Source organism: Bradyrhizobium sp. 1 (assembly GCF_023073315.1).
Classification (GTDB): Bacteria; Pseudomonadota; Alphaproteobacteria; order Rhizobiales; family Xanthobacteraceae; genus Bradyrhizobium.
The window spans coordinates 501,232-519,442 of the sequence record NZ_JADPJH010000014.1 but is presented as its reverse complement, the minus strand read 5'-3'; the positions used below and the strand labels follow the sequence as shown (position 1 = coordinate 519,442).

The 18,211-nt window shown below is 64.3% G+C and carries 21 protein-coding genes; 11 read left to right on the top strand and 10 right to left on the bottom strand.

Translation table 11 applies throughout. The features are described 5' to 3' along the window. Positions 1-19 precede the first annotated feature (19 nt). Together IVB29_RS11160 and IVB29_RS11155 are read left to right on the top strand one after the other, a co-directional pair. Positions 20-892 (top strand): DMT family transporter, encoded by an 873-nt coding sequence (locus IVB29_RS11160; protein ID WP_247503429.1) that lies wholly within the window; start codon positions 20-22, stop codon positions 890-892. Positions 893-989: 97 nt separating this feature from the next. Beyond that, on the top strand, positions 990-1,733 hold the full coding sequence (locus IVB29_RS11155) for a hypothetical protein (protein ID WP_247503428.1): 744 nt from the start codon (positions 990-992) through the stop codon (positions 1,731-1,733). Positions 1,734-1,787: 54 nt separating this feature from the next. Here IVB29_RS11155 and IVB29_RS11150 read toward each other — a convergent pair whose 3' ends face one another. The 3 genes from IVB29_RS11150 to IVB29_RS11140 all read right to left on the bottom strand — a co-directional run bounded on the left by IVB29_RS11150 (position 1,788) and on the right by IVB29_RS11140 (position 4,378). Then, entirely contained in the window at positions 1,788-2,084 is a 297-nt protein-coding gene (locus IVB29_RS11150; RefSeq protein ID WP_247503427.1) for a histone, read from the bottom strand. Between the two features lie 66 nt (positions 2,085-2,150). Beyond that, on the bottom strand, positions 2,151-3,590 hold the full coding sequence (locus tag IVB29_RS11145) for a deoxyribodipyrimidine photo-lyase (RefSeq protein WP_247503535.1): 1,440 nt from the start codon (positions 3,588-3,590) through the stop codon (positions 2,151-2,153). Between the two features lie 128 nt (positions 3,591-3,718). Beyond that, the gene (locus IVB29_RS11140) at positions 3,719-4,378 is read right to left on the bottom strand and encodes a peroxiredoxin (protein WP_247503426.1); all 660 of its coding nucleotides are present in this window, start codon (positions 4,376-4,378) and stop codon (positions 3,719-3,721) included. Between the two features lie 391 nt (positions 4,379-4,769). On the opposite strand from IVB29_RS11140, the gene IVB29_RS11135 reads away from it, so the two are divergent. Continuing rightward, on the top strand, positions 4,770-5,342 hold the full coding sequence (locus IVB29_RS11135; protein ID WP_247503425.1) for a hypothetical protein: 573 nt from the start codon (positions 4,770-4,772) through the stop codon (positions 5,340-5,342). Positions 5,343-5,382: 40 nt separating this feature from the next. Here IVB29_RS11135 and IVB29_RS11130 read toward each other — a convergent pair whose 3' ends face one another. From IVB29_RS11130 to IVB29_RS11110, 5 genes are all read right to left on the bottom strand, one after another. Beyond that, on the bottom strand, positions 5,383-7,239 hold the full coding sequence (locus tag IVB29_RS11130) for an alkaline phosphatase family protein (RefSeq protein ID WP_247503424.1): 1,857 nt from the start codon (positions 7,237-7,239) through the stop codon (positions 5,383-5,385). A gap of 974 nt (positions 7,240-8,213) precedes the next feature. Beyond that, positions 8,214-8,531: a LuxR C-terminal-related transcriptional regulator gene (locus IVB29_RS11125; RefSeq protein WP_247503423.1), complete on the bottom strand. Its 318-nt coding sequence runs from the start codon at positions 8,529-8,531 to the stop codon at positions 8,214-8,216. Between the two features lie 51 nt (positions 8,532-8,582). Continuing rightward, complete coding sequence (locus tag IVB29_RS11120) at positions 8,583-9,806, bottom strand: ABC transporter permease (RefSeq protein ID WP_247503422.1); 1,224 nt, start codon at positions 9,804-9,806, stop codon at positions 8,583-8,585. After that, positions 9,803-10,528: an ABC transporter ATP-binding protein gene (locus IVB29_RS11115; RefSeq protein ID WP_247503421.1), complete on the bottom strand. Its 726-nt coding sequence runs from the start codon at positions 10,526-10,528 to the stop codon at positions 9,803-9,805. Before IVB29_RS11115 ends, IVB29_RS11120 begins: the two co-directional genes overlap by 4 nt. Next, on the bottom strand, positions 10,525-11,955 hold the full coding sequence (locus IVB29_RS11110) for an efflux RND transporter periplasmic adaptor subunit (protein ID WP_247503420.1): 1,431 nt from the start codon (positions 11,953-11,955) through the stop codon (positions 10,525-10,527). Before IVB29_RS11110 ends, IVB29_RS11115 begins: the two co-directional genes overlap by 4 nt. Before the next feature lie 615 nt (positions 11,956-12,570). On the opposite strand from IVB29_RS11110, the gene IVB29_RS11105 reads away from it, so the two are divergent. From IVB29_RS11105 to IVB29_RS11080, 6 genes are all read left to right on the top strand, one after another. Then, positions 12,571-13,224, top strand: a complete 654-nt coding sequence (locus IVB29_RS11105; RefSeq protein ID WP_247503419.1) for a response regulator — start codon at positions 12,571-12,573, stop codon at positions 13,222-13,224. A 163-nt stretch (positions 13,225-13,387) separates the two neighbouring features. Further along, a complete protein-coding gene (locus IVB29_RS11100; RefSeq protein ID WP_247503418.1) occupies positions 13,388-13,789 on the top strand; it encodes a curlin subunit CsgB in 402 nt (133 codons plus the stop codon). 75 nt (positions 13,790-13,864) lie between these two features. Next, complete coding sequence (locus tag IVB29_RS11095; RefSeq protein ID WP_247503417.1) at positions 13,865-14,257, top strand: curlin; 393 nt, start codon at positions 13,865-13,867, stop codon at positions 14,255-14,257. A 17-nt stretch (positions 14,258-14,274) separates the two neighbouring features. After that, positions 14,275-14,682, top strand: a complete 408-nt coding sequence (locus IVB29_RS11090; RefSeq protein WP_247503416.1) for a curlin — start codon at positions 14,275-14,277, stop codon at positions 14,680-14,682. Positions 14,683-14,748: 66 nt separating this feature from the next. Then, positions 14,749-15,189: a curlin repeat-containing protein gene (locus IVB29_RS11085; protein ID WP_276576850.1), complete on the top strand. Its 441-nt coding sequence runs from the start codon at positions 14,749-14,751 to the stop codon at positions 15,187-15,189. Between the two features lie 15 nt (positions 15,190-15,204). After that, entirely contained in the window at positions 15,205-15,486 is a 282-nt protein-coding gene (locus tag IVB29_RS11080; RefSeq protein WP_247503414.1) for a hypothetical protein, read from the top strand. A gap of 52 nt (positions 15,487-15,538) precedes the next feature. On the opposite strand, the gene IVB29_RS11075 is transcribed toward IVB29_RS11080, so the two are convergent. Further along, the gene (locus tag IVB29_RS11075; protein WP_247503413.1) at positions 15,539-15,823 is read right to left on the bottom strand and encodes a hypothetical protein; all 285 of its coding nucleotides are present in this window, start codon (positions 15,821-15,823) and stop codon (positions 15,539-15,541) included. Between the two features lie 276 nt (positions 15,824-16,099). Between IVB29_RS11075 and IVB29_RS11070 the strand changes: the two genes are divergently transcribed. Next, on the top strand, positions 16,100-16,552 hold the full coding sequence (locus tag IVB29_RS11070; RefSeq protein WP_247503412.1) for a hypothetical protein: 453 nt from the start codon (positions 16,100-16,102) through the stop codon (positions 16,550-16,552). 6 nt (positions 16,553-16,558) lie between these two features. Here the strand turns inward: IVB29_RS11070 and IVB29_RS11065 are convergent, their stop codons facing one another. After that, on the bottom strand, positions 16,559-17,398 hold the full coding sequence (locus tag IVB29_RS11065) for a GNAT family N-acetyltransferase (protein WP_247503411.1): 840 nt from the start codon (positions 17,396-17,398) through the stop codon (positions 16,559-16,561). A 99-nt stretch (positions 17,399-17,497) separates the two neighbouring features. Here IVB29_RS11065 and IVB29_RS11060 point away from each other — a divergent pair, with 99 nt between their 5' ends. Then, complete coding sequence (locus IVB29_RS11060; protein WP_247503410.1) at positions 17,498-18,202, top strand: SDR family oxidoreductase; 705 nt, start codon at positions 17,498-17,500, stop codon at positions 18,200-18,202. Positions 18,203-18,211 lie beyond the last annotated feature (9 nt).

Below are 18,211 nucleotides of genomic sequence, written 5' to 3'. Positions count from 1 at the left end.
TCGGGCAATGAGGGCGGCAATGGACCATAATCAAGAAGCCCTGACCGCCCGCGCTGCGCCGATCCTGTTCGTGCTGCTGTGGAGCACCGGGTTCATCGGCACCAAATACGTCATCCACAACGCCGATCCCTTGACCTATCTCGCCATCCGCATGGCGATCGTGGTCGGCCTGATGGCGATCATCGCCGGCGTCACGCGGCCGAAATGGCCTGATCGCATCGGCATCGCGCATAGCGCGGTCGCAGGCATCCTCGTCCACGGCTTCTATCTCGGCGGCACCGCAATCGCGATCGCGCATTCGATCCCAGCCGGGCTTTCCGCGCTGATTCCGGGCCTTCAGCCGATCCTGACCTCGACCATCGCCAACCGCTGGCTCGGCGAGAAGGTGACGCCGGTGCAGTGGACGGGCCTCGTGCTCGGCCTCGGCGGCGTGGTACTGATCCTGCACAACCGTCCCATGACCGGCGAAGCCGGGCTCGGCTGGCTCGCCTCGGTAGTCTCGCTGATCTCCATCACGCTCGGCACGCTCTACCAGCGCCGCTACTGCAACCACATCGACTGGCGCGCCGGCAATCTCGTGCAGTACGTGGCCGTCACCATCTTCTTTGCAATCGGCGCCTTCCTGTTCGAGGACCGCGTGGTGCACTGGACGCGGGAATTCGTGTTCGCGCTGGCCTGGCTCGCGGTGGCGCTCTCGATCGGATCGATCGGGCTGCTCTACTGGCTGATCCGCCACGCCGCGGCGACGTCTGTAGCGAGCCTGTTTTATCTCGTTCCCGCCGTCACGGCGCTGATGGCCTATCTGCTGTTCGGCGAGAAGCTCGATGCGCTCGCGATTGCCGGAATGGCGATGTGCGCGGCCGCGGTGTTCGTGGTCAACCGGCGCTTCTAGGCGGGCAAGGTGGTGCGTCGGAATACATCCCTGACGTGCGCCGCACACCGTGTTAAGCTGAGCGTATCTCAGCTTCCCTTTCGCAACGGTGATTTCCATGAAAAAGGCGAGACGTGCGCTGCTCGGCAGGTCCTTAAAGCCGGTCCGGATTGCCTGCATCAATTACGCGGAGGAGACGATCAGCGGCCGCATGATGCGCGAGCTCACCGCGGCGCTCCAGACCTGCTACGACCGGCATTTCATGCCGGTGTGGGGCTATCCGGTTGACCTCTATGTCACGAAGAAGCCGAAGCCCACGGATTGGCAGCTGGCCTATTTCGACGACGTCTCGCACAAGAACATGCTCGGGCGCCACGAGCTCACGCATCAGGGCCAGCCGATCTCAAAGATCTTCGTCAAGGCGCTGGGCGATGAGCCCGTCAGCGTCGCGGCCTCGCACGAGCTGTTCGAGATGGTGCTCGACCCCATGGCCAATCTCTGGGCCGACAAGAATCCGAACACGCAATATGCTTATGAGGTCTGCGACGCAGTGGAGGAGGACTCCTTCCGTGTCAGCGGTTTCGAGATGTCGAACTTCGTCTATCCGTCCTGGTTCGAACCCTTCAACCATCCTCAAGATACCAAATTCGACCACAAGGGAACACTGACGGAGCCGTTCTCGATGACCGAGGGCGGTTACGTCATCAAGAAGGTCAACGGTAGGAAGGTGATCAGGGCGTTCGGCTCGCCGGCAAAGCGGCGGCGTTTCAATGCCGAAGACCGGCGCGGCCATCGCAGTGAATTTCGCGATCCGCAGGGCAAGCATCACCCGGGCAGGCGCGCCGCCAAAAAGCAGGGGTAGGGGTCGCGGGCGAGGTCTCCGGGCGCACCCGGAGACCTGCTTCAAGCGCTGCGCTCAGCGCTTGGACTTCTTGGCCTTCTTTTTCTTCTTGGCGGCCTTCTTCGCCGATGTCTTCACCGCCTTCTTCGCGCTCTTCTTGGCTGCTTTCTTCGACGACTTCTTTGCAGCCTTCTTCGAAGACTTCTTGGCGGCTTTCTTCTTGGACGCCTTCTTCGGCGCTACTTTCTTCGCGACCTTCTTGGCGGCCTTCTTCACCTTCTTGACGGCAGTGACTGCGGCGTCCTTGGTCGCTTCCACGGCGGTGGTCATCGTCTCCATCACCTGCTCGGTGATCGGCTTCTCGTCGTCCATATCGTCCCCCACGGTTTGTATGGAGCGATGACGATAGCGGGTTTCATAATTGTGTCAAAGCAGCGCTCAAGCTTTGCGGATCTTTGCGTAGGCAGCTAACGCGCGCTCGCGTCCCTTCGCGTGATCGACGATCGGCTGCGGATAGGTCTTGCCGAGCGTGACGCCGGCGCTCGCAAGCTCGATCGGCGTCGCCTGCCAGGGCTGGTGGATCAGCTTGGCCGGCACGTCTTTCAGCTCCGGCACCCAGCGCCGGACATAGGTTCCGTCAGGGTCGAACTTCTCGCCCTGAAGCGTCGGGTTGAACACGCGGAAATAGGGCGCGGCGTCGGCGCCGCAGCCGGCGACCCATTGCCAATTGGCGGGGTTGCTGCCGGCGTCCGCATCGACCAGCGTGTCCCAGAACCAGCTCTCGCCATCGCGCCAGTCGATCAGGAGATGCTTGACTAGAAAGGACGCCACCACCATCCGGACGCGGTTGTGCATCACGCCGGTGTGCCAGAGTTCGCGCAGGCCGGCATCGACAATGGGGTAGCCGGTGCGCCCGCGCTGCCAGGCGGCAAGCGCTTTGTTGTCGCCCTTCCAGGGGAAGCCGTCAAAATTGGTTTGCAGGTTTTCGGTGGCGAGGTCGGGGCGATCGTGGAGCAAATGGCGGCAGAATTCGCGCCAGCCGAGCTCGCTCAGAAACTTTTCGATGCCGGGGCCGACCGCGGGATTCTCCGCCGCGGCGAAGCGCGCTGCGTGCCAGAGCTGGCGCGGGCTGAGCTCGCCGAACCTCAGGTGCGGCGACAGGCCTGAGGTGCCTTCGCGATCCGGACGGTCGCGATCGCCGACATAACCGCGCGCGGTGTGCTTGAGGAAGTCGCGCAGGCGGGCGCGTGCCGAGGCCTCGCCCGGCGTCCAGCGCGCGCGCAGACCGGCCGCCCAGTCGGGCTTGGTCGGCTCGAGCTTCCAGCTCTCCAGCGTGTCGCTGGCGAGCTTCAGACCCGGGCGCAACTGCTTCGGCGCAGGCAGCGGCTTGGGTGGATCACCGAGCGCCAGCACCCGCCGCCAGAACGGTGTGAACACGCGAAGGCCCCGGCCTTCCTTGTTGCGGATCGCCGATGGCGGGACCAGCAGGTCGCCGGGGAAACTTTGCGAGTCCACGCCGAGCTTTGTCAGCGATGCTTCGAGCTGTCTCTCCACGGCCCGATGCGGGGCCTGAGCGATCGTGTTCCAGTAGATGGCGCCGGCGCCGCTTTCGCGCACCAATTCAGCGATCACCCTGGCCGCCGGTCCCTTGCGCAGGAGCAGCGATCCGCCGCGCGTGGCGATCTCGGCGCCGAGCGCCCGCAGCGACTGTGCCAGCCACCAGCGCGCCGCGCCGCCCGGCGCGCGCCCGGCCGCGTCATCCAGCACGTAGAGGCAGACCACCGGCGCGCCGGTCTTGGCGGCAGCGTGGAGGGCAGGGTGGTCGGACAGGCGGAGGTCATCGCGAAACCAGACGATGATGGGTCGCGCGCTTGGCATCATCGGAAGCGTGTCTCGCTGAGCAGGTTCTTAATATACGAGACACTTGAGCCAAGTTTCATGCGCAGGTCACCCGGAGGACATGCGTGCTCCGGGCTTCTGCTTACCTGGCGGCGTAGTAGCAGCCGCTATTTCGGCTGCGGCACGATGCGGATGTAGGGCTTCGGTTCCTTCCAGCCCTGCGGGTAGATCGTCTTGGCCTCGTCGTTGGAGACCGAGCCCGCGATGATCACGTCGTCACCCTGCGACCAGTCGGCAGGCGTCGCAACGCGATGCTTGGCGGTGAGCTGGAGCGAGTCGATGACGCGCAGGATCTCCTGAAAATTCCGGCCCGTGGTCATCGGATAGACCAGCACCAGCTTGATCTTCTTGTCCGGCCCGATGACGAAGACGTTGCGGACGGTCTGGTTGTCGGCGGCGGTGCGAACAAGGGGATCGCCCGAGATGGCGGCCGGCAGCATGCCGTAGAGCTTGGAGACGTTGTAGTCGGTATCGGCGATCATCGGGAAGTTTGGGGCGGCGCCCTGCGTCTCCTTGATATCCTCCGACCATTTGGAATGGCGGTCGACGGGGTCAACCGAGAGACCCATCAGCTTGACGCCACGCTTGTCGAATTCCGGCTTCAGTTTCGCGAGAGCGCCGAGCTCGGTCGTGCAAACCGGCGTGAAGTCCTTGGGGTGTGAGAACAGCAGCGCCCAGCTGTTGCCGATCCAGTCGTGGAACTTGATCTTCCCTTCGGTGGTCTCGGCTTCGAAGTCAGGGGCGGTGGTGCCGATCGGAAGTGTCATGGTTCTACCTCATCATATTGAATTCGCTTGAGAATTCATTTCTGGCCGTCGCCATCATTATAGGGTCTTCGGGGCCCCAAGTGAACGCCGACTGAACCGCTTCAAGTAAAATGTGAATTCCTGCTCTGAAGAGCCGATCTCCTAGCACTTTTCTGTTACAGCGGCGCCTGCGGCGAAACATCTCCACCGGGGCTGCACGGTCTCGATTGCCCCGAGAAAGCCGTTTATGACCCGCATCACGCTCGCCCGGCGCTTCTAGAACCAAAATGGTCCTGATAGCGACCAATTGGCAACCATCTAGAAAAGTCGCGATCCCCATATCGAATCATTAACCACCCCTTTACGCCCGCATGAAAATGCTGGTCGATCAGAAGAAATCTGGAAGTGAACTATGTCTGCCGCAATGCCGAAGTCCGTTGAGTCGCCGTCCCTCGAACCGTCCTGCCGCGATACCTCGGCCCATGCACTCTCCATCGTGCGCGACGGTGTGATCACGGGCGAAGGCCCGACCACCAAGGGCCGGGTCCACTTTTCCCGCTCGCTCGATGCCGATGACACCGCCTGGTGTACGCGCATCCTGACGGCCACCGCCGTCAACGACCAGCCGGTCAGCCGCTCCGAAGCCGAAGCGCTGTTCGAGATCAACGAAGCCGCGACCGAGCGCACCGATGGTGGCCGGTTCGACGATTTGCTGGCCAAGGCCGTGGCGCACTATGCCGCGAGCGCCTCGGGCCTGAAGGTGCCGCCGCGCAGCGTCGCGCTGTCGGCCGAGGCCGATATCGAGAGCTGGGCGCCGTCCTATGCCTCGAAGGTCAACAGCGAGATGCTGGAGTGGATCGCCGGCCAGATGCGCGGCAAGCGCCAGAACAACCGTCGCCTGATGGCGATGGTGGCGACGTTCCTCGGCGCCACCGCGCTGCCTCTGGCGGGCCAATTGCCGAACGTGTTCGACATCGGCATGTAAAATTCCGTCTCTCTCGCGAGGACGCATTTGAGCGGCGGGGTTACTTCCCCGCCGTTTTTTGTTTGTCGGTGTCCGGCTCGAGGCCGAGCGTGCGGCCGGGGAAGCCGGCGGCGTCGAAATAACGCTGGCTGCCGACGCGCTGCACGTTGAGCACGGTCTCCAGACCGTTCTCGGACTTCTTCTTCGACCGCTCCACGCTCTTGAATGCCTTCGGCACGATGCCGTTGGGCAGCGCCTCTGACATCACGCGGCCGACGAGGCCGCCGTTCTGCGAACCGCGCAGGCCGAGCAGCTGGGCGGCGGTCATGCCGACGTCGGCATTGCTGACCGGGGTCTCGCTGACATAGCCGGCTTTGAAGTCAGGACCGATTGCGGCCATGAAGTTCATGGTGTCGCCACGGCTGAAGCTGCCATGCATGCCCTGACCCTGGCGCAGGACGGTGTCCGCGACCTGCACCGAGCAGTTGGTCGGCGCCTCGCCGCAATCGCTGGCATAGGAACGGAAGTTGACGACGATCGCCGGCGTCGGCGTCGCGGCCTTGCCGCGCAGGTTGATGCTCGACAGCGGCAACGTGCCGGGGAAGCGGCCGAGCGAGTCCTCGACGAACAGGCCGGAGACGTAGTCCTGTTCCAGCAGTGCGTTGATGGTCTTTGCCGCCAGCTTCTTGTCCTTGTTCGGCAGGTAGATCAGGTCCGAACCGCCATTGGTGGCGACGACGAGATCGGGCTTGGTCGGGTCCTTGCCGAGCACGCCATTGCCGGCCTTCGGATGCGCGTTGCCGGTGATCGCGGCGTTCTTGTCGTTGGGGTCGAACAGCGGCAGGTCGAGCGCTTTCGCGAGGTCGATCGCCAGGAAGCCCATCGGCAAGAAGTCCTTGGGCGTGTCGTCATAGCTGAGCTTGGCCGAGGGGCTGGTCTTGCTTTCCTTGGAGATGGTCGAGAAGCCGTGATCGGCCTGGACCATGATGTTGGTCGTGGCGGTGAGGCCGAGCTCGTCCAGGGCCTTGCGGAGCTGGGCGAGATTGTCGTCGGCGTTCTTGATGCCGGCCATCGAGGTCGGGCCGTTGATGCCGGGCTTGATCTGGTTGAGGCTGTCGCCAGTGTTGTGCTGGCTGCCATCGGGATCGCGCGACCAGAACACCAGCACGAACGGCTTGTTGCGCGCCTTGAACATCGGCAGCACGACCTTGGCGGCGACGTCGGCGAAATAGGCCTGCTGCGCGACGTTGGCGACGACAGTGCCGGGCGTCTTGGCATCGCCCGCCTTGGAGTTGTCGCCGCGCGGCGGCGTGACGACGGGGAGGCCGGCCTTGGTCAGTGCCGCCTTCACCTCGTCCGACAGCGCAACCCCGACCTTGCCACCGGTGGCATCGTCGAACACGATCGAATGGAGGCCGGGCTTCTCGGGCTTGTCGGTGTGGTCGAATTGGTAGGTCGGACCATGCTTGCCGAGCGCTGCGGTGCTGTATCCCTTGTCGCGGGCCAGCTTCAGGATGGTTTCCTCGTTGAGATAGTCGCCCTTGAAATGCTCGTCGATGTCGCCGAGCACGGCGTCATTCTCGATGAAGGGGACCACGGTGTCGCCGGCCGGGACCGAGGTGTAATTGGTCCAGATCGTGTTGGAGAACACGCCGGTATCGCCGAGATAATGGCCGGTCGACATCGCCGAGCCGTTGGCCATGGTGAAGGTCGGGAACAGGGAGTGCGAGTTCTTGAAATTGACGCCCTTGTCGCGGACCTCGGCCATTGCAGGCGCCGTTTCAGGGGTGACCTTCAGCGCGCGCAGTCCGTCCGGAATGAACAGGATCAGGTTACGGGGCGTGTTATTCTCAGCGGAGGCAAGTCCGGTGGACAGCACTGTCAGTCCGGCGGACAGCAACACCAGTGAACGGCGCATCAAAATCTCTCCTAACGGTGAGGCGGCAATGGCCGCGACCGCGGCCCCCGCCTTCGTTTAGTTTTGCTGTATGACAGTTTTGTTACAAGACCCAAAGGGCATCCAGAAGTGATGAGGAGTTGACCGGCCCTCCACGGATTCGTCACTGTGCGGCGGCGAAGGGGAGGTCGGGCGTCGCTCTCGTGTCCCGGACGCGGTGCAACGCGCGAGCGTTGCTGCGCAGAGCCGGGACCCAGGATGCCACACGGATCGCTGATGCATGGGCCCCGGCTCTGCAGCGCACCGCTGCACCGGACGATGCTTCGCATCGCCGGGGAAGCGCTGCGCAGCGTCCGGGGCACGAGACCTTGTTCAATCGCAGACACACCTTCGCCCTCTCGCGGCGCATTTCGCCCGAGTTTTGCCTCGATGCCTCACCCTCCAATGAAAGAGGGCGCAGGGAAGGCCGGGAGCCGGCTGGCTCCCATTGTCCGCTATGCCATGGGTAGATTGCGCTACACTGCACAGCGGGAAACAGGGCAACCGGAGCATCCCGGCCTTCCCTGCGCAATGGTTGGAACGGCTTATGTCGTGCTCTCCCCGGGGAGCGTTGCACTATTGCCCCCGTCGCCTTGCGGATGGCTGACGCGCCCGCCCGGCTGGGCGTCGCACATCACCACAAGACTTGGCGCACAGACCCCGGGCGCCAGGACGACACGATTTCGCCGTACGCCGATCACACCGGTCGTGCGCGCGACGCCTTCGCTCACGGTTGCCCGCCCTGCGAAAGCCTTCGCGCCGATGTGACTGACGTCCACCGCCGCCCGGCCCGCGTTCGTGACGATCGCGATACGCCCCTCTTCCTTGGGCCGGAGTGAACAAGACCTAACAAAAATCCGAATTCGAATAAAGAGAAATATTTTGGGCGCTATCTCTTGACCCCGGGCTTGGGTGTTTTGCCCGACGGGCTGCACAAGGGCTTGTGGCCATGACCGCTATTCCGGCGCGGTCGGCACCCGCGGATTCTGTGCGAGCGCCTGGGCCGGCTTGACCGCCGCAGGGTTGGCTCGGCTTCTGGTCAGGTCGCGCCGCAACGAAAGCGGGGCTGATTTGAGCGCATAGATGATCGCGATCTGGGTCCGGTTCTGAAGGCGGTATTTGCGCATGATGTTGCCGATATGCGCGCGCACCGTGTTCTCCGAGATCTTGAGCTCGTAGGCGATGTTCTTGTTCTGCAGGCCTCGCGCGATCAACATCATCAGCTCACGTTCGCGCGGTGTCGGTGTGATCGAATCCTTAGGATCCGGACTCATGACTGGCTCCTCCCTGGTTTTCCGGTTGACGTGGCCGCCGCCGGCATCTTCTCACTCCGTCTTGAGCGCCTCGATCGGGCTGAGTCGGGATGCCTTGTGGGCGGGATAGAACCCAAAGATCAGGCCGGTCGCGATCGAGAAAACGAGGGCAAGGCCGATCGCCTCGCCGTCGATCGAGGTGATCCATCCGGCCATGCGGGCGACCGTCATCGAAAGCGTGATGCCGCCGACAACGCCGATGGCGCCGCCGAGCAGGCAGAGGACGAGCGCCTCGCAAAGAAATTGCAGCCGGATATCCCGCATCCGTCCGCCCAACGCGCGGCGGATTCCGATCTCCCGCGTGCGCTCGGTGACCGACACGATCATGACGTTCATGATGCTGATGCCGCCGACGAGCAGCGAGACCGAGGCGATGGCGACGAGCAGGAGCGCCACGGTGCGGATCGCGCCCTGCTGCGCTTCCATGGCGGCGGCCGGGTCCTGGACCTTGAAGTCGTCGTCCTGGCCGGCGGGGACGCGGTGGCGCTGCCGCAGCAGGCTTTCGATCTCCGTTCGTGCGCCCGCCATCTGACCATCCGCGGCCACCTTGGCGATGATGTAGGCGACTGAATCCCGGTTGATGTTGCTCGCGCTGCCGAGGAAGCGGAGCTTGGCCGTGGTGAGGGGGACGAAGGCGACGTCATCCTGCGCCGGGCCCTTGCGATCGAGTACGCCGATCACTTCGAGCGGCACCTTCATGATCCTGATCTGCGCGCCGATCGGATCGTCGCCGGGCGCGAACAGCTCGCGCGCGACCGTGCTTCCGAGGATCACGACCTTGCCGGCGCCAGCCTCTTCGGCGCCGGAGAAATGGCGCCCGGTCGCCAGCTGCCAGTCCCGCACCATGAAGTGGCCGGTCGTCGTACCGTTGATGGTCGTGTTCCAGTTCTTGCTCTCGTGGATGATTTGCGCCGTTCCGGCGATCGAGCCGGCCGCGGCCTGGATTTCCGGAATCTGTTCGAGGATGGCCTGCACGTCGCTCTCGGTCATCGTCAGCTTGCTGCCGTCCTTGAGGCGCACGCCGCCCTGATAGACTGCGCCGGGCGTGATCATCAGCACGTTGGCGCCGATCGAGCGGATCTGTTCCTGGAGGCGAAGCTGCGCACCGGATCCGATCGCGAACACCGTCACGATAGACGCGACGCCGATCACGATGCCGAGCATGGTGAGGAAGCTGCGCAGCGGATTGAGGCGCAGGGCGTGCAGGGCGATCTGAAAACCCTGGAGCATCGTCATGACACAGCGCTCCGTTTTGGCAGCAGCTGGGACAGTGTCTCGTCGCTGACGAGCTCGCCGTCGTGCAGGCGGATGGTGCGCCGGCACTGCGTCGCGATGCCGGGATCATGCGTGATCATCACGATGGTCTGGCCGTTGCGGTTGAGCGCGGCGAACAGCGCCAGGATCTCGGCGCCGGTGCGGCTGTCGAGCGCGCCGGTCGGCTCGTCGGCGAGCACGATCAGCGGGGAAGCGATCAGCGCCCGCGCGATCGCGACGCGCTGCTGCTCGCCACCCGAGAGCTGCCGCGGAAAGTGATGGGCCCGGTGCAGCATGCCGACGGCCTCCAGGCTCTGCTCAGCGCGCGCGAGGCGCTCCTTGTGGCCGATGCCGCCATAGACCAGCGGCAAAGCGACGTTCTCGACCGCGTTGTGGCGCGCGAGCAAATTGTAGGACTGGAATACGAAACCGATGCTGCGGGCGCGCAAGGTCGACCTGCGGTCCTCCGAGAGGTCGGCGACATTTGCGCCCTCGAGATAGATCGCGCCCTCGCTGGGGAGGTCGAGCAACCCGATCATGTTCATCAGCGTGGACTTGCCGGAACCGGACGGTCCCATGATGGCGAGGATCTCGCCCTGATCGATGTCGAAGCTGACATTGCGTACCGCCGTGACCGCGACCCCGTCCGTGCGGTAGGTCCTGCCGACGGATCGGAGGCTGATGAGGGGCAGGGTTGTTGTCATGATCCGAACCTGATGCCGAGAAATTCCATGCCGGCCGGCCGGATCGCCTGTCCGACGGCGACCTGGCTGCCCTCGACGAGGTCTCCGCTCTTGAGCGCGACCTGTTCGGTGCCGGCCGCGCCGACGGTCACCGCAATGCGTTGGAGCGAGCCGCTCGCAGTGCGCACCCACACGCCGCCGTGCGCGGCCGTTGGGTCCGGCGGCGTGCCAGACGGCTGGAAACGCAGCGCGGCGAGCGGCACCTTCAGCACATCGTCCTGCCGCTCGATCACGATCTTCACCAGAGCCGTCATGCCGGGCAGCAGCGCGCCGTCGAGATTGGAGGTCGACAGCACGACGGTGTAGGTGACGACGTGTTGCTGGTTCTGCGGCGCCTTGCGGACCTGCCGCACCACGGCTTCGAAGCGGCGGTCGGGGTAGGCATCCACCGTGAAATGGGCGCGCTGGCGGGGGGCGATGCGCCCGATATCGGCTTCGTCGACCTGGGCGTGAATCTCCATGTCTTCCAGGCGGTGGGCGACCACGAAGGTGGTGCGGGATTCGAGGCCGACCGCGAGCGTCTGGCCCTCGTTGACGAACCTGCCGACGACGACGCCGTCGATCGGCGAACGGATCACGGTGCGGTCGAGATCGGCCTGGGCCGCCGCAAGGACGGCGGCCTTCTCCGGCACCGCCATTCTGGCCTGATCCAGCTCGGCCTCGATCCGGCGGACGTCGGCCTGCGCGCCCTCGACGGCGTAGGCATTCAGGGACATGAGGACTTCGGCCTCGCGCTCCTGGGCCACGCGCGCGGTGAATTCCGTCTGCGCGTCGTCGACGGTCGACGTTGCCACGACATTTTGCGACTGGAGCGCCAGCTTGCGTTGCAAGGTCTTCTGCGCCGACGCCTTGACCGCCTGGGCGCTGTCGAGCTTGGCGGCGAGCACGTCCCTGCTGCCTTTGGCGTTTTGCAGATCGATCCTGGCGCGATCGAGCTTGGCCCGCTCGATGTCGACGAAGGAGTCGGCGACCGCCAGCGCTGCCTTGGCCTCGTCGACCTTGGCCGCGAAGCTGCGCGGATCGATCAAGGCGAGCGGCTGGTCCTTGCCGACGGTGTCGTTGAAGTCGACATAGACCCGGGCGAGCTGGCCCGACAGCTGGGAACCGACCTCGATGGTCTTGACCGGTTGCAGGGCGCCGGTGACGGTGACGGTCTGCTCGATGCTGCCGCGCTGGATCGCGGCATAGCGGAACAGGGGCGCATCCGATCCGAAGGTCGGGGTTTCGCCGCCGGCAGGCTTGAGGAACCGCCTCGTCGATTCATAGGCGCGGCTCGCGCTATCAGCGGCGCTCCCGGCAGCGCCCGCGACGACGTCCGGTGCCGCGCCGTAGATAGTGGCGAGGCCGCATGCAGTTCCAAACAGCACAATGACTGGCACAAATCGCATATCAAAACCCGCCTTCTTGAAATGACACTGTTGGCGGAAATGCCGAATAACGCGCTATGGTTGTATTTCATCCAGGGTAATGCCCCTGTCCACAGTATGTCGCCGTTGATAGTGCGACGGACGGGTTCGCTCCATGATCCAGAAGTAAGGTTGGCGGGTGCGACTTTTCGTGATTTGCGCGGAACACATATGAGGCGTATGGAAAAAACGCGCGCGGTATCGAACTCGACAAGTTGACTGAACGTCCCGTCTGGTTGGCCCAACCGGCTGCCCGTCGGCGTTCAAGTCGGCACGTGAGTGGCGACGCCATGACGCAGCTGGCGAGATCTCGGCCGCGACGCCTGATCGCCGCATTCCCGACACGGCTCCTCGCCGTGACGCCGCAGCTGGCGGCGTCAACTCGCTTGGATCACGAAGCTCCCTTGGATCACGAAGCCAGATATGTGAACGTCTTCACTCGTCTTGAGCGCGTGTTGGCCGTAAGACCTCGCATCGGTCGGCCGATGCGACTCGTCCGGTCATCGCGCATGCCTCCAAGCACCTTGTTATCGCTTGCAAGAACAATGGATGGCTCGTTGCTTGATCATCGAGCGCCAGGTCCGGGAGTCTGTTGCAATGATTTCAAATCAAGCCACAGTTTATGTCGTTGATGATGAAATCCAGATACGAAACGCGATCGGAAGCCTCTGCGAGGAGACGGGGCACCAGGTGAGATTGTTTGCCTCGACGGACGAGTTCCTGAACGAGAGTCTTTCCGGCGGACCGTCATGCCTCGTGCTTGACGTCCGCTTTCCCGGCACGTCGCCGACCGGGCTCGAGCTTCAACGCAAGCTCGCTGAATCGGGCGTGCCGATACCGATCGTCTTCATCAGCGGCCATTCGGACGTCCGTGTCTCCGTCGAGGCCATGAAGCGCGGCGCGGTCGAGTTTCTGCCAAAGCCCTTCCGCGAACAGGAGATCCTCGATGCGATCAGGCACGGCATCGACCGCGATCGCAGGCGGATGGAGCGCGAAGACACAGTGCGCGGAGCACGTCAGCGCGTCGAGAGGCTGACCGCCCGCGAACGGGAGATCATGCTGCTGATGGCGGAGGGGCTCGTCGCCAAGCAGATCGCGGCAAGACTTGGGGTCAGCGAGGTGACCGCGAAGGTCCATCGCGCCAGGATGATGCGAAAGCTTGAGCTGCGTTCGCCGATTGAAGTGGTGAAATTGATCGACAGCATGGGGCAGGAGACTGCGCGGAGCAGTACGGGACAGTCGCAAGCCTAGGCTGCGCGTGGCGACCTGCCGCACAACGCCTAGTCCGTACCGATTAGCATGAACTGCAGTCTGTCGCGCAGGCCGCAATCGGTTCAGAGTCATCCCACGATGTCGAGCTCCTCCAAGACGGCATCTGTAAATTGATCAAACACTTGAACAGAAGGGATACTCCATGCGCAAATTGCTCCTCGCTTCCATCGCCGTGTTCGCTCTGTCGTCCGCCGCGCAGGCAGCCAACACGTCGACGACCGTTCAGGTCGGCATCATCAACGGCTCCAGCGTCTCGCAGCAGGGGCCGACGAATAACAGCGCGTCGTTGAGCCAGCTGGGCATCGTGAACAGCGGGACCGCTGCGCAGGGGACGACCAGCATTGGGCTGAACAACGGCAGCTCGATGACCCAGGTCGGCGTCCAGAATTCGTCGTCCACCGCGCAGGTAGCCTTCGGCAGCAACGCGAGTCAGGTCAACCAGAATTCGTTCGGACCGCCGGCAGCGCAGAGCAATTCCGCGGGTCTGTTCCAGTTCGGCTTCTTCGGAACGAACTCGAGCACCGTCTCGCAGACTGCGCACTAGGACAGCTCCGGACCGTCCGGGCGCGCCACAGCGCGGCGCGCCCGGACGACGGCCGACATTCGCGGAGGAAATGACATGCGAACCAAATTTCTTGTCGCGACAGCCGTCGCGTTCAGCTTGCTCGCTGCTGTCGATGCCCAGGCCGGCAACTCGGCCAGCGTGTTGCAATTCGGCGCAACCAGCAACTCCTTCATCTCGCAGAGCGGAGGCACCAGCAACAGCGCCACGACCATGCAGTTCGGTGCCACCAACACCGCGACGACGCTCCAGATAGGCTCGCTCATCGGCGTTAACACCTCGGTGATCGGGCAGGGCGGCACCACCGCGACCGCGACCAACTCGGCGCAGGCCGGCCAGGCCGGAGGCTCAAATTCGAGCCTGATCGGGCAGATCGGCGCCAACAACGCGGCCGGCGTAGCCCAGCTCGGAATCCTGAACGGCTCGACTGTACTCCAGCAGGCTCCATAATCGCGGTGAGGCATGTCATGAAATACATTCCAGGCGTCGCTTGGGTCGCGCTTCTCGCGCTCGGTTGCGCAACTGGGCCGGCCGGCGCGCAAAGCGTAGACATCAAGACCATCGTGTCGGTCGGCGGTCCGCCGGTGGTGCTGAACCAGAACAGTCAGCTCAACATGGCGGGCGTGTTCATGATCGGCGGCAGCACCAGTGCGACAGTGACGCAGAACGGCACCAATAATGCCACGGGCATCCTGCAATTCGGCGGAACGAATTCGGCATCGATCGGGCAGGCCGGCATGAACAATTTCGCCTTTGTCGGCCAGACCGGCCAGTCGGCGACCAGTCTGGTGTCCCAGCTCGGCACCATGAACACGGGCGCAGTGGTGCAGTTCAGCGCGGTCAACAACTCCACGATTGTCCAGAACGCACCTTGAGAGGCGCGTGAACTCATCGGCGTCGGGAACCAGCGGGGAAGCGCGATGCGATATGGCAGAGAGGCCTTGAAGCGGGTTCTGGCCGTGGCGGCGCTCTTTGCCGCCCTCGGCGCGGCGACGCCGGCGTCGGCTGGATCGGTCCAGCGCAGCGTGACCAACCGGAACGTGAGCATCGAGACGATCGTGCAATTCGGCGACAACGTTCAGCCTGTCACGATCGAGGAGAACAGCCGCGTCAATATCGCGCGGGTGATCCAGATCGGCGGCACCGGAACGGTGGATGCCACGATCATCCAGAACGGCACGCGCAATTTTGCCAACGTGATCCAGGTGGGCGGCACCACCAACGCGGCGGTCGGTCAGTCCGGTCTCAGCAACACCGCCGACATCACCCAGATCGGCAACTCCACCAATACGCTCCTGCTTCAGATCGGCGACATGAACAGTGGAGCGGTGAGGCAGTTCGGACGTTTCAACTGGCTGGCGATCTTCCAGTTCAGTCGATGATGATGGAGGTGTGACATGAGATTGCTCCTACTCGCATCCGGAATAGGTTTCATCGGCGTGGTCGCGATGGCACCCGCCGGGGCCGGCGATGGCCACACCACGGTGGTTCAGGACGAGAACGGGACGGCGGCGATTACGCAAAGCGGCGATCCGGCGCAGGCCGAGGTCAGGATCGAGAAAGAGCCCGGGCGCACCACGGTGTACCGGCGCAGCGGCGGAAACACCGCCATCGTGTCGCAGGGCACCGGCAATGCGCAGGACATGCTCGACTGGCTGCGCAAGCAGCATGGCCGCTGACGCGCGAAGGCCCACCGTCCCGGGCGGACGATGGGCCTCGACGTGAGCGGCGTTACCAGTTGCGATAGACGCCGGTCAGTGTGCCGTTATTGTTTCCTTCCGGGCCGACATCGCCCTGTGTCGAACTCGGCGCGGGGTGATTGGAGCCGTTGAGCGCGCCATACCGCCCGGTGGCTTCCGGATGGTATGCGCGCGGCTGAACCGGCTCATAGGCGGGAGCGGTACGGTCCCAGCCGGCGCGCGGTCCGTTCCAGCCGTAGCCCTGTGCCGACGCGGCCGTTGTGCCCGCGACGAGTGACGCCGTGATCAGGCAGAGGAGTTTTGACTTGTTCTGCATTGAAGATGCTCCCTTGCTTCTTGTCGGGGCCAACGACCGCGATGGGGGAGCGTTCCGGACTCCGGCGGCGGGTGCGATCAACTCCGATCAACAAGTTATGAAGCATTGTTTCCTGGAACGAAGTAACTGAAATGAGACGGGAATCCCGCGCGTTCTGCCGCACCCTGTTCCCTGTTAATCCCGTGCCTTAACCAACAATTAATTATACGTTTGCGGGTGGGTGACGGCCCGGCCTAGCGTGCGGTGGGGAGCCGCCGAAACGAGTTGGTGCGTATCATGATGTCCAGATCATATGGGGCGCTCGTCGCCTCGCTCAGCGCAGCCGCGCTGCTCCTTAGCTCCAGTGACAGTTTTGCCAGGCCCGGCGGCGCCGCGCCGCATGGCGTCGTGGCCACTGCTGCGCCTCCCGGCGCGGTGGCGCGTCCGCCGATCGCACCGGGTGCCCGGTTCCGCGGCCGCAACACGCCTTGGGTCTATTGGCCGGGCGGCGGCGGGTTCTACTACGGCGGAGGAAACGACAACCAGCCCTTCGTCGATATCGGACAGCCCGTTACCAACGACGTGCGCTACACCTACACCTATGACGTTCCCTGGGACTGGACCCATCGCTTCCCGCCGAACGCGGTGCCGTCCGACCGGCCCTATGTGCCGAGCTGTCCGACCGAGCAGGTGACGGTGCCCGGCCGCAGTGGCGGCGAGCACACCGTCAACATCATGCGCTGCTACTGAGCAGCGCTAGCCGAGCTCGAAACTGGTTACGCCAAAGACACGGTCGATCCGCAGCGTCGGAATCGGCCCCGTATACATTCGCGCCGTCTCGAACACCGGCTTGAGCCCGAGCGCTTCCGCGAGCGCGACGGCCTCGCCATTGATCGCGGGGACATCGAGAAAGATCTCGCCGCCGCCTGTGCTTGCGAGTAACGCCTGCACGATCTTCTCCGCCGTGCCGCGATCGTCGGCGACGAGCGGGCCGATCTTGTAGCCGCTCCGGCATCGCCGGATCACGCCCCAGGCGGCAAGCCTGCCATCGCGCAGCAGCGCACGGCCGACATGGCCTGGTGCCTTGATCCAAGCGCGCAGGAAGGCGCTGCGCGGCGCGGGGAAGACCGTGGCGTCGTCGGCTTCCACGAGCGCGAACGGGACTTTGTCGAGCGCGACGACATCGGCGGGCGCTGGCGCCGCGGCGACGGTGCCGCCATAGCGGATATTGGCGTAGGCCAACTGGAAGCCGGATTTCTTGTAATTGTCCTGCTGCGCCACGACGCCGTCGAGTCCGATCACCCGCGAGCCTGCATGCGCGACCGCCGCGTTCCATATCCGCAGGCCGTGGCCTGAGCCGCGAAGCTCCGCGCGCACGATGTAGAAGCCGAGGAAGGCGAAGCGATCATCGTAATTGACGCAGGAGATGGTCGCGACCGGCTCGCCGTCGATCTCGCCGATGAAGAAGCCTTTGATGTCGGGAATGGCGAAGCAGGCGGCGTCCGCAAGGCCCGGATTCCAGCCCTCGGCGGCGGCCCAGTCGATCGCGATGGAGATCTCCTCGGGGCGCAAATTGCGGATCTGCAAATCGCTCATGACGGATGCCTTCGACGGTGGACCAGCCGACGTGTCTGGCTGTAGAAGCCCTCATGATAGGCCGGGCCGGCGGCTCGCCTCAACACAGGGATGATCATCATGGCAGCAGAGAAGGTCGCACTCGTCACCGCCGGCGGCAGTGGTATGGGGGCGGGCGCTGCCCGGCGGCTCGCGGCCGACGGATTTCGCGTCGCGATCCTGTCGTCCTCCGGCAAGGGCGAGGCGCTCGCGGCCGAGCTCGGCGGCCTCGGCGTCACCGGCTCCAACAAGTCGAACGACGATCTGAAGCGCCTCGTCGACGGCGCGCTTGCCAAGTGGGGACGCATCGACGTGCTCGTCAACAGCGCCGGCCACGGGCCACGCGCGGCGATCACCGAAATTACCGACGAGCAGTGGCACACGGGCCTCGATACCTATCTGCTCAACGTGATCCGTCCGACCCGGCTGGTGACGCCGGTGATGCAGGCCCAGAAGGCCGGCGCCATCATCAACATCTCGACCGCCTGGGCGTTCGAGCCGAGCGCGATGTTCCCGACCTCCGCGGTGTTCCGCGCCGGCCTTGCCGCCTTCACAAAGATCTTCACCGACACCCATGCGGCCGACAATATCCGTATGAACAACGTGCTGCCGGGCTGGATCGACAGCCTGCCGCAGCTCGACGCGCGCCGCGACAGCGTGCCGATGAAGCGTTACGGCAAGGTCGAGGAGATCGCGGCGACGGTGTCGTTCCTGGCGTCCGAGGGTGCTGCCTACATCACCGGCCAGAACATCCGCGTCGACGGCGGGCTGACGCGCTCGGTGTGAGGCCGGCAG

What these genes read in the sequence shown, in the direction of transcription:
- IVB29_RS11120 (WP_247503422.1), bottom strand. Translation starts at nt 9,806, where the DNA reads ATGACGATGCTCCAGGGTTTTCAGATCGCCCTGCACGCCCTGCGCCTC.
- IVB29_RS11125 (WP_247503423.1), bottom strand. Translation starts at nt 8,531, where the DNA reads ATGAGTCCGGATCCTAAGGATTCGATCACACCGACACCGCGCGAACGT.
- IVB29_RS11110 (WP_247503420.1), bottom strand. Translation starts at nt 11,955, where the DNA reads ATGCGATTTGTGCCAGTCATTGTGCTGTTTGGAACTGCATGCGGCCTC.
- IVB29_RS11065 (WP_247503411.1), bottom strand. Translation starts at nt 17,398, where the DNA reads ATGAGCGATTTGCAGATCCGCAATTTGCGCCCCGAGGAGATCTCCATC.
- IVB29_RS11060 (WP_247503410.1), top strand. Translation starts at nt 17,498, where the DNA reads ATGGCAGCAGAGAAGGTCGCACTCGTCACCGCCGGCGGCAGTGGTATG.
- IVB29_RS11155 (WP_247503428.1), top strand. Translation starts at nt 990, where the DNA reads ATGAAAAAGGCGAGACGTGCGCTGCTCGGCAGGTCCTTAAAGCCGGTC.
- IVB29_RS11105 (WP_247503419.1), top strand. Translation starts at nt 12,571, where the DNA reads ATGATTTCAAATCAAGCCACAGTTTATGTCGTTGATGATGAAATCCAG.
- IVB29_RS11115 (WP_247503421.1), bottom strand. Translation starts at nt 10,528, where the DNA reads ATGACAACAACCCTGCCCCTCATCAGCCTCCGATCCGTCGGCAGGACC.
- IVB29_RS11075 (WP_247503413.1), bottom strand. Translation starts at nt 15,823, where the DNA reads ATGCAGAACAAGTCAAAACTCCTCTGCCTGATCACGGCGTCACTCGTC.
- IVB29_RS11135 (WP_247503425.1), top strand. Translation starts at nt 4,770, where the DNA reads ATGTCTGCCGCAATGCCGAAGTCCGTTGAGTCGCCGTCCCTCGAACCG.
- IVB29_RS11160 (WP_247503429.1), top strand. Translation starts at nt 20, where the DNA reads ATGGACCATAATCAAGAAGCCCTGACCGCCCGCGCTGCGCCGATCCTG.
- IVB29_RS11095 (WP_247503417.1), top strand. Translation starts at nt 13,865, where the DNA reads ATGCGAACCAAATTTCTTGTCGCGACAGCCGTCGCGTTCAGCTTGCTC.
- IVB29_RS11070 (WP_247503412.1), top strand. Translation starts at nt 16,100, where the DNA reads ATGATGTCCAGATCATATGGGGCGCTCGTCGCCTCGCTCAGCGCAGCC.
- IVB29_RS11145 (WP_247503535.1), bottom strand. Translation starts at nt 3,590, where the DNA reads ATGCCAAGCGCGCGACCCATCATCGTCTGGTTTCGCGATGACCTCCGC.
- IVB29_RS11090 (WP_247503416.1), top strand. Translation starts at nt 14,275, where the DNA reads ATGAAATACATTCCAGGCGTCGCTTGGGTCGCGCTTCTCGCGCTCGGT.
- IVB29_RS11140 (WP_247503426.1), bottom strand. Translation starts at nt 4,378, where the DNA reads ATGACACTTCCGATCGGCACCACCGCCCCTGACTTCGAAGCCGAGACC.
- IVB29_RS11080 (WP_247503414.1), top strand. Translation starts at nt 15,205, where the DNA reads ATGAGATTGCTCCTACTCGCATCCGGAATAGGTTTCATCGGCGTGGTC.
- IVB29_RS11150 (WP_247503427.1), bottom strand. Translation starts at nt 2,084, where the DNA reads ATGGACGACGAGAAGCCGATCACCGAGCAGGTGATGGAGACGATGACC.
- IVB29_RS11100 (WP_247503418.1), top strand. Translation starts at nt 13,388, where the DNA reads ATGCGCAAATTGCTCCTCGCTTCCATCGCCGTGTTCGCTCTGTCGTCC.
- IVB29_RS11130 (WP_247503424.1), bottom strand. Translation starts at nt 7,239, where the DNA reads ATGCGCCGTTCACTGGTGTTGCTGTCCGCCGGACTGACAGTGCTGTCC.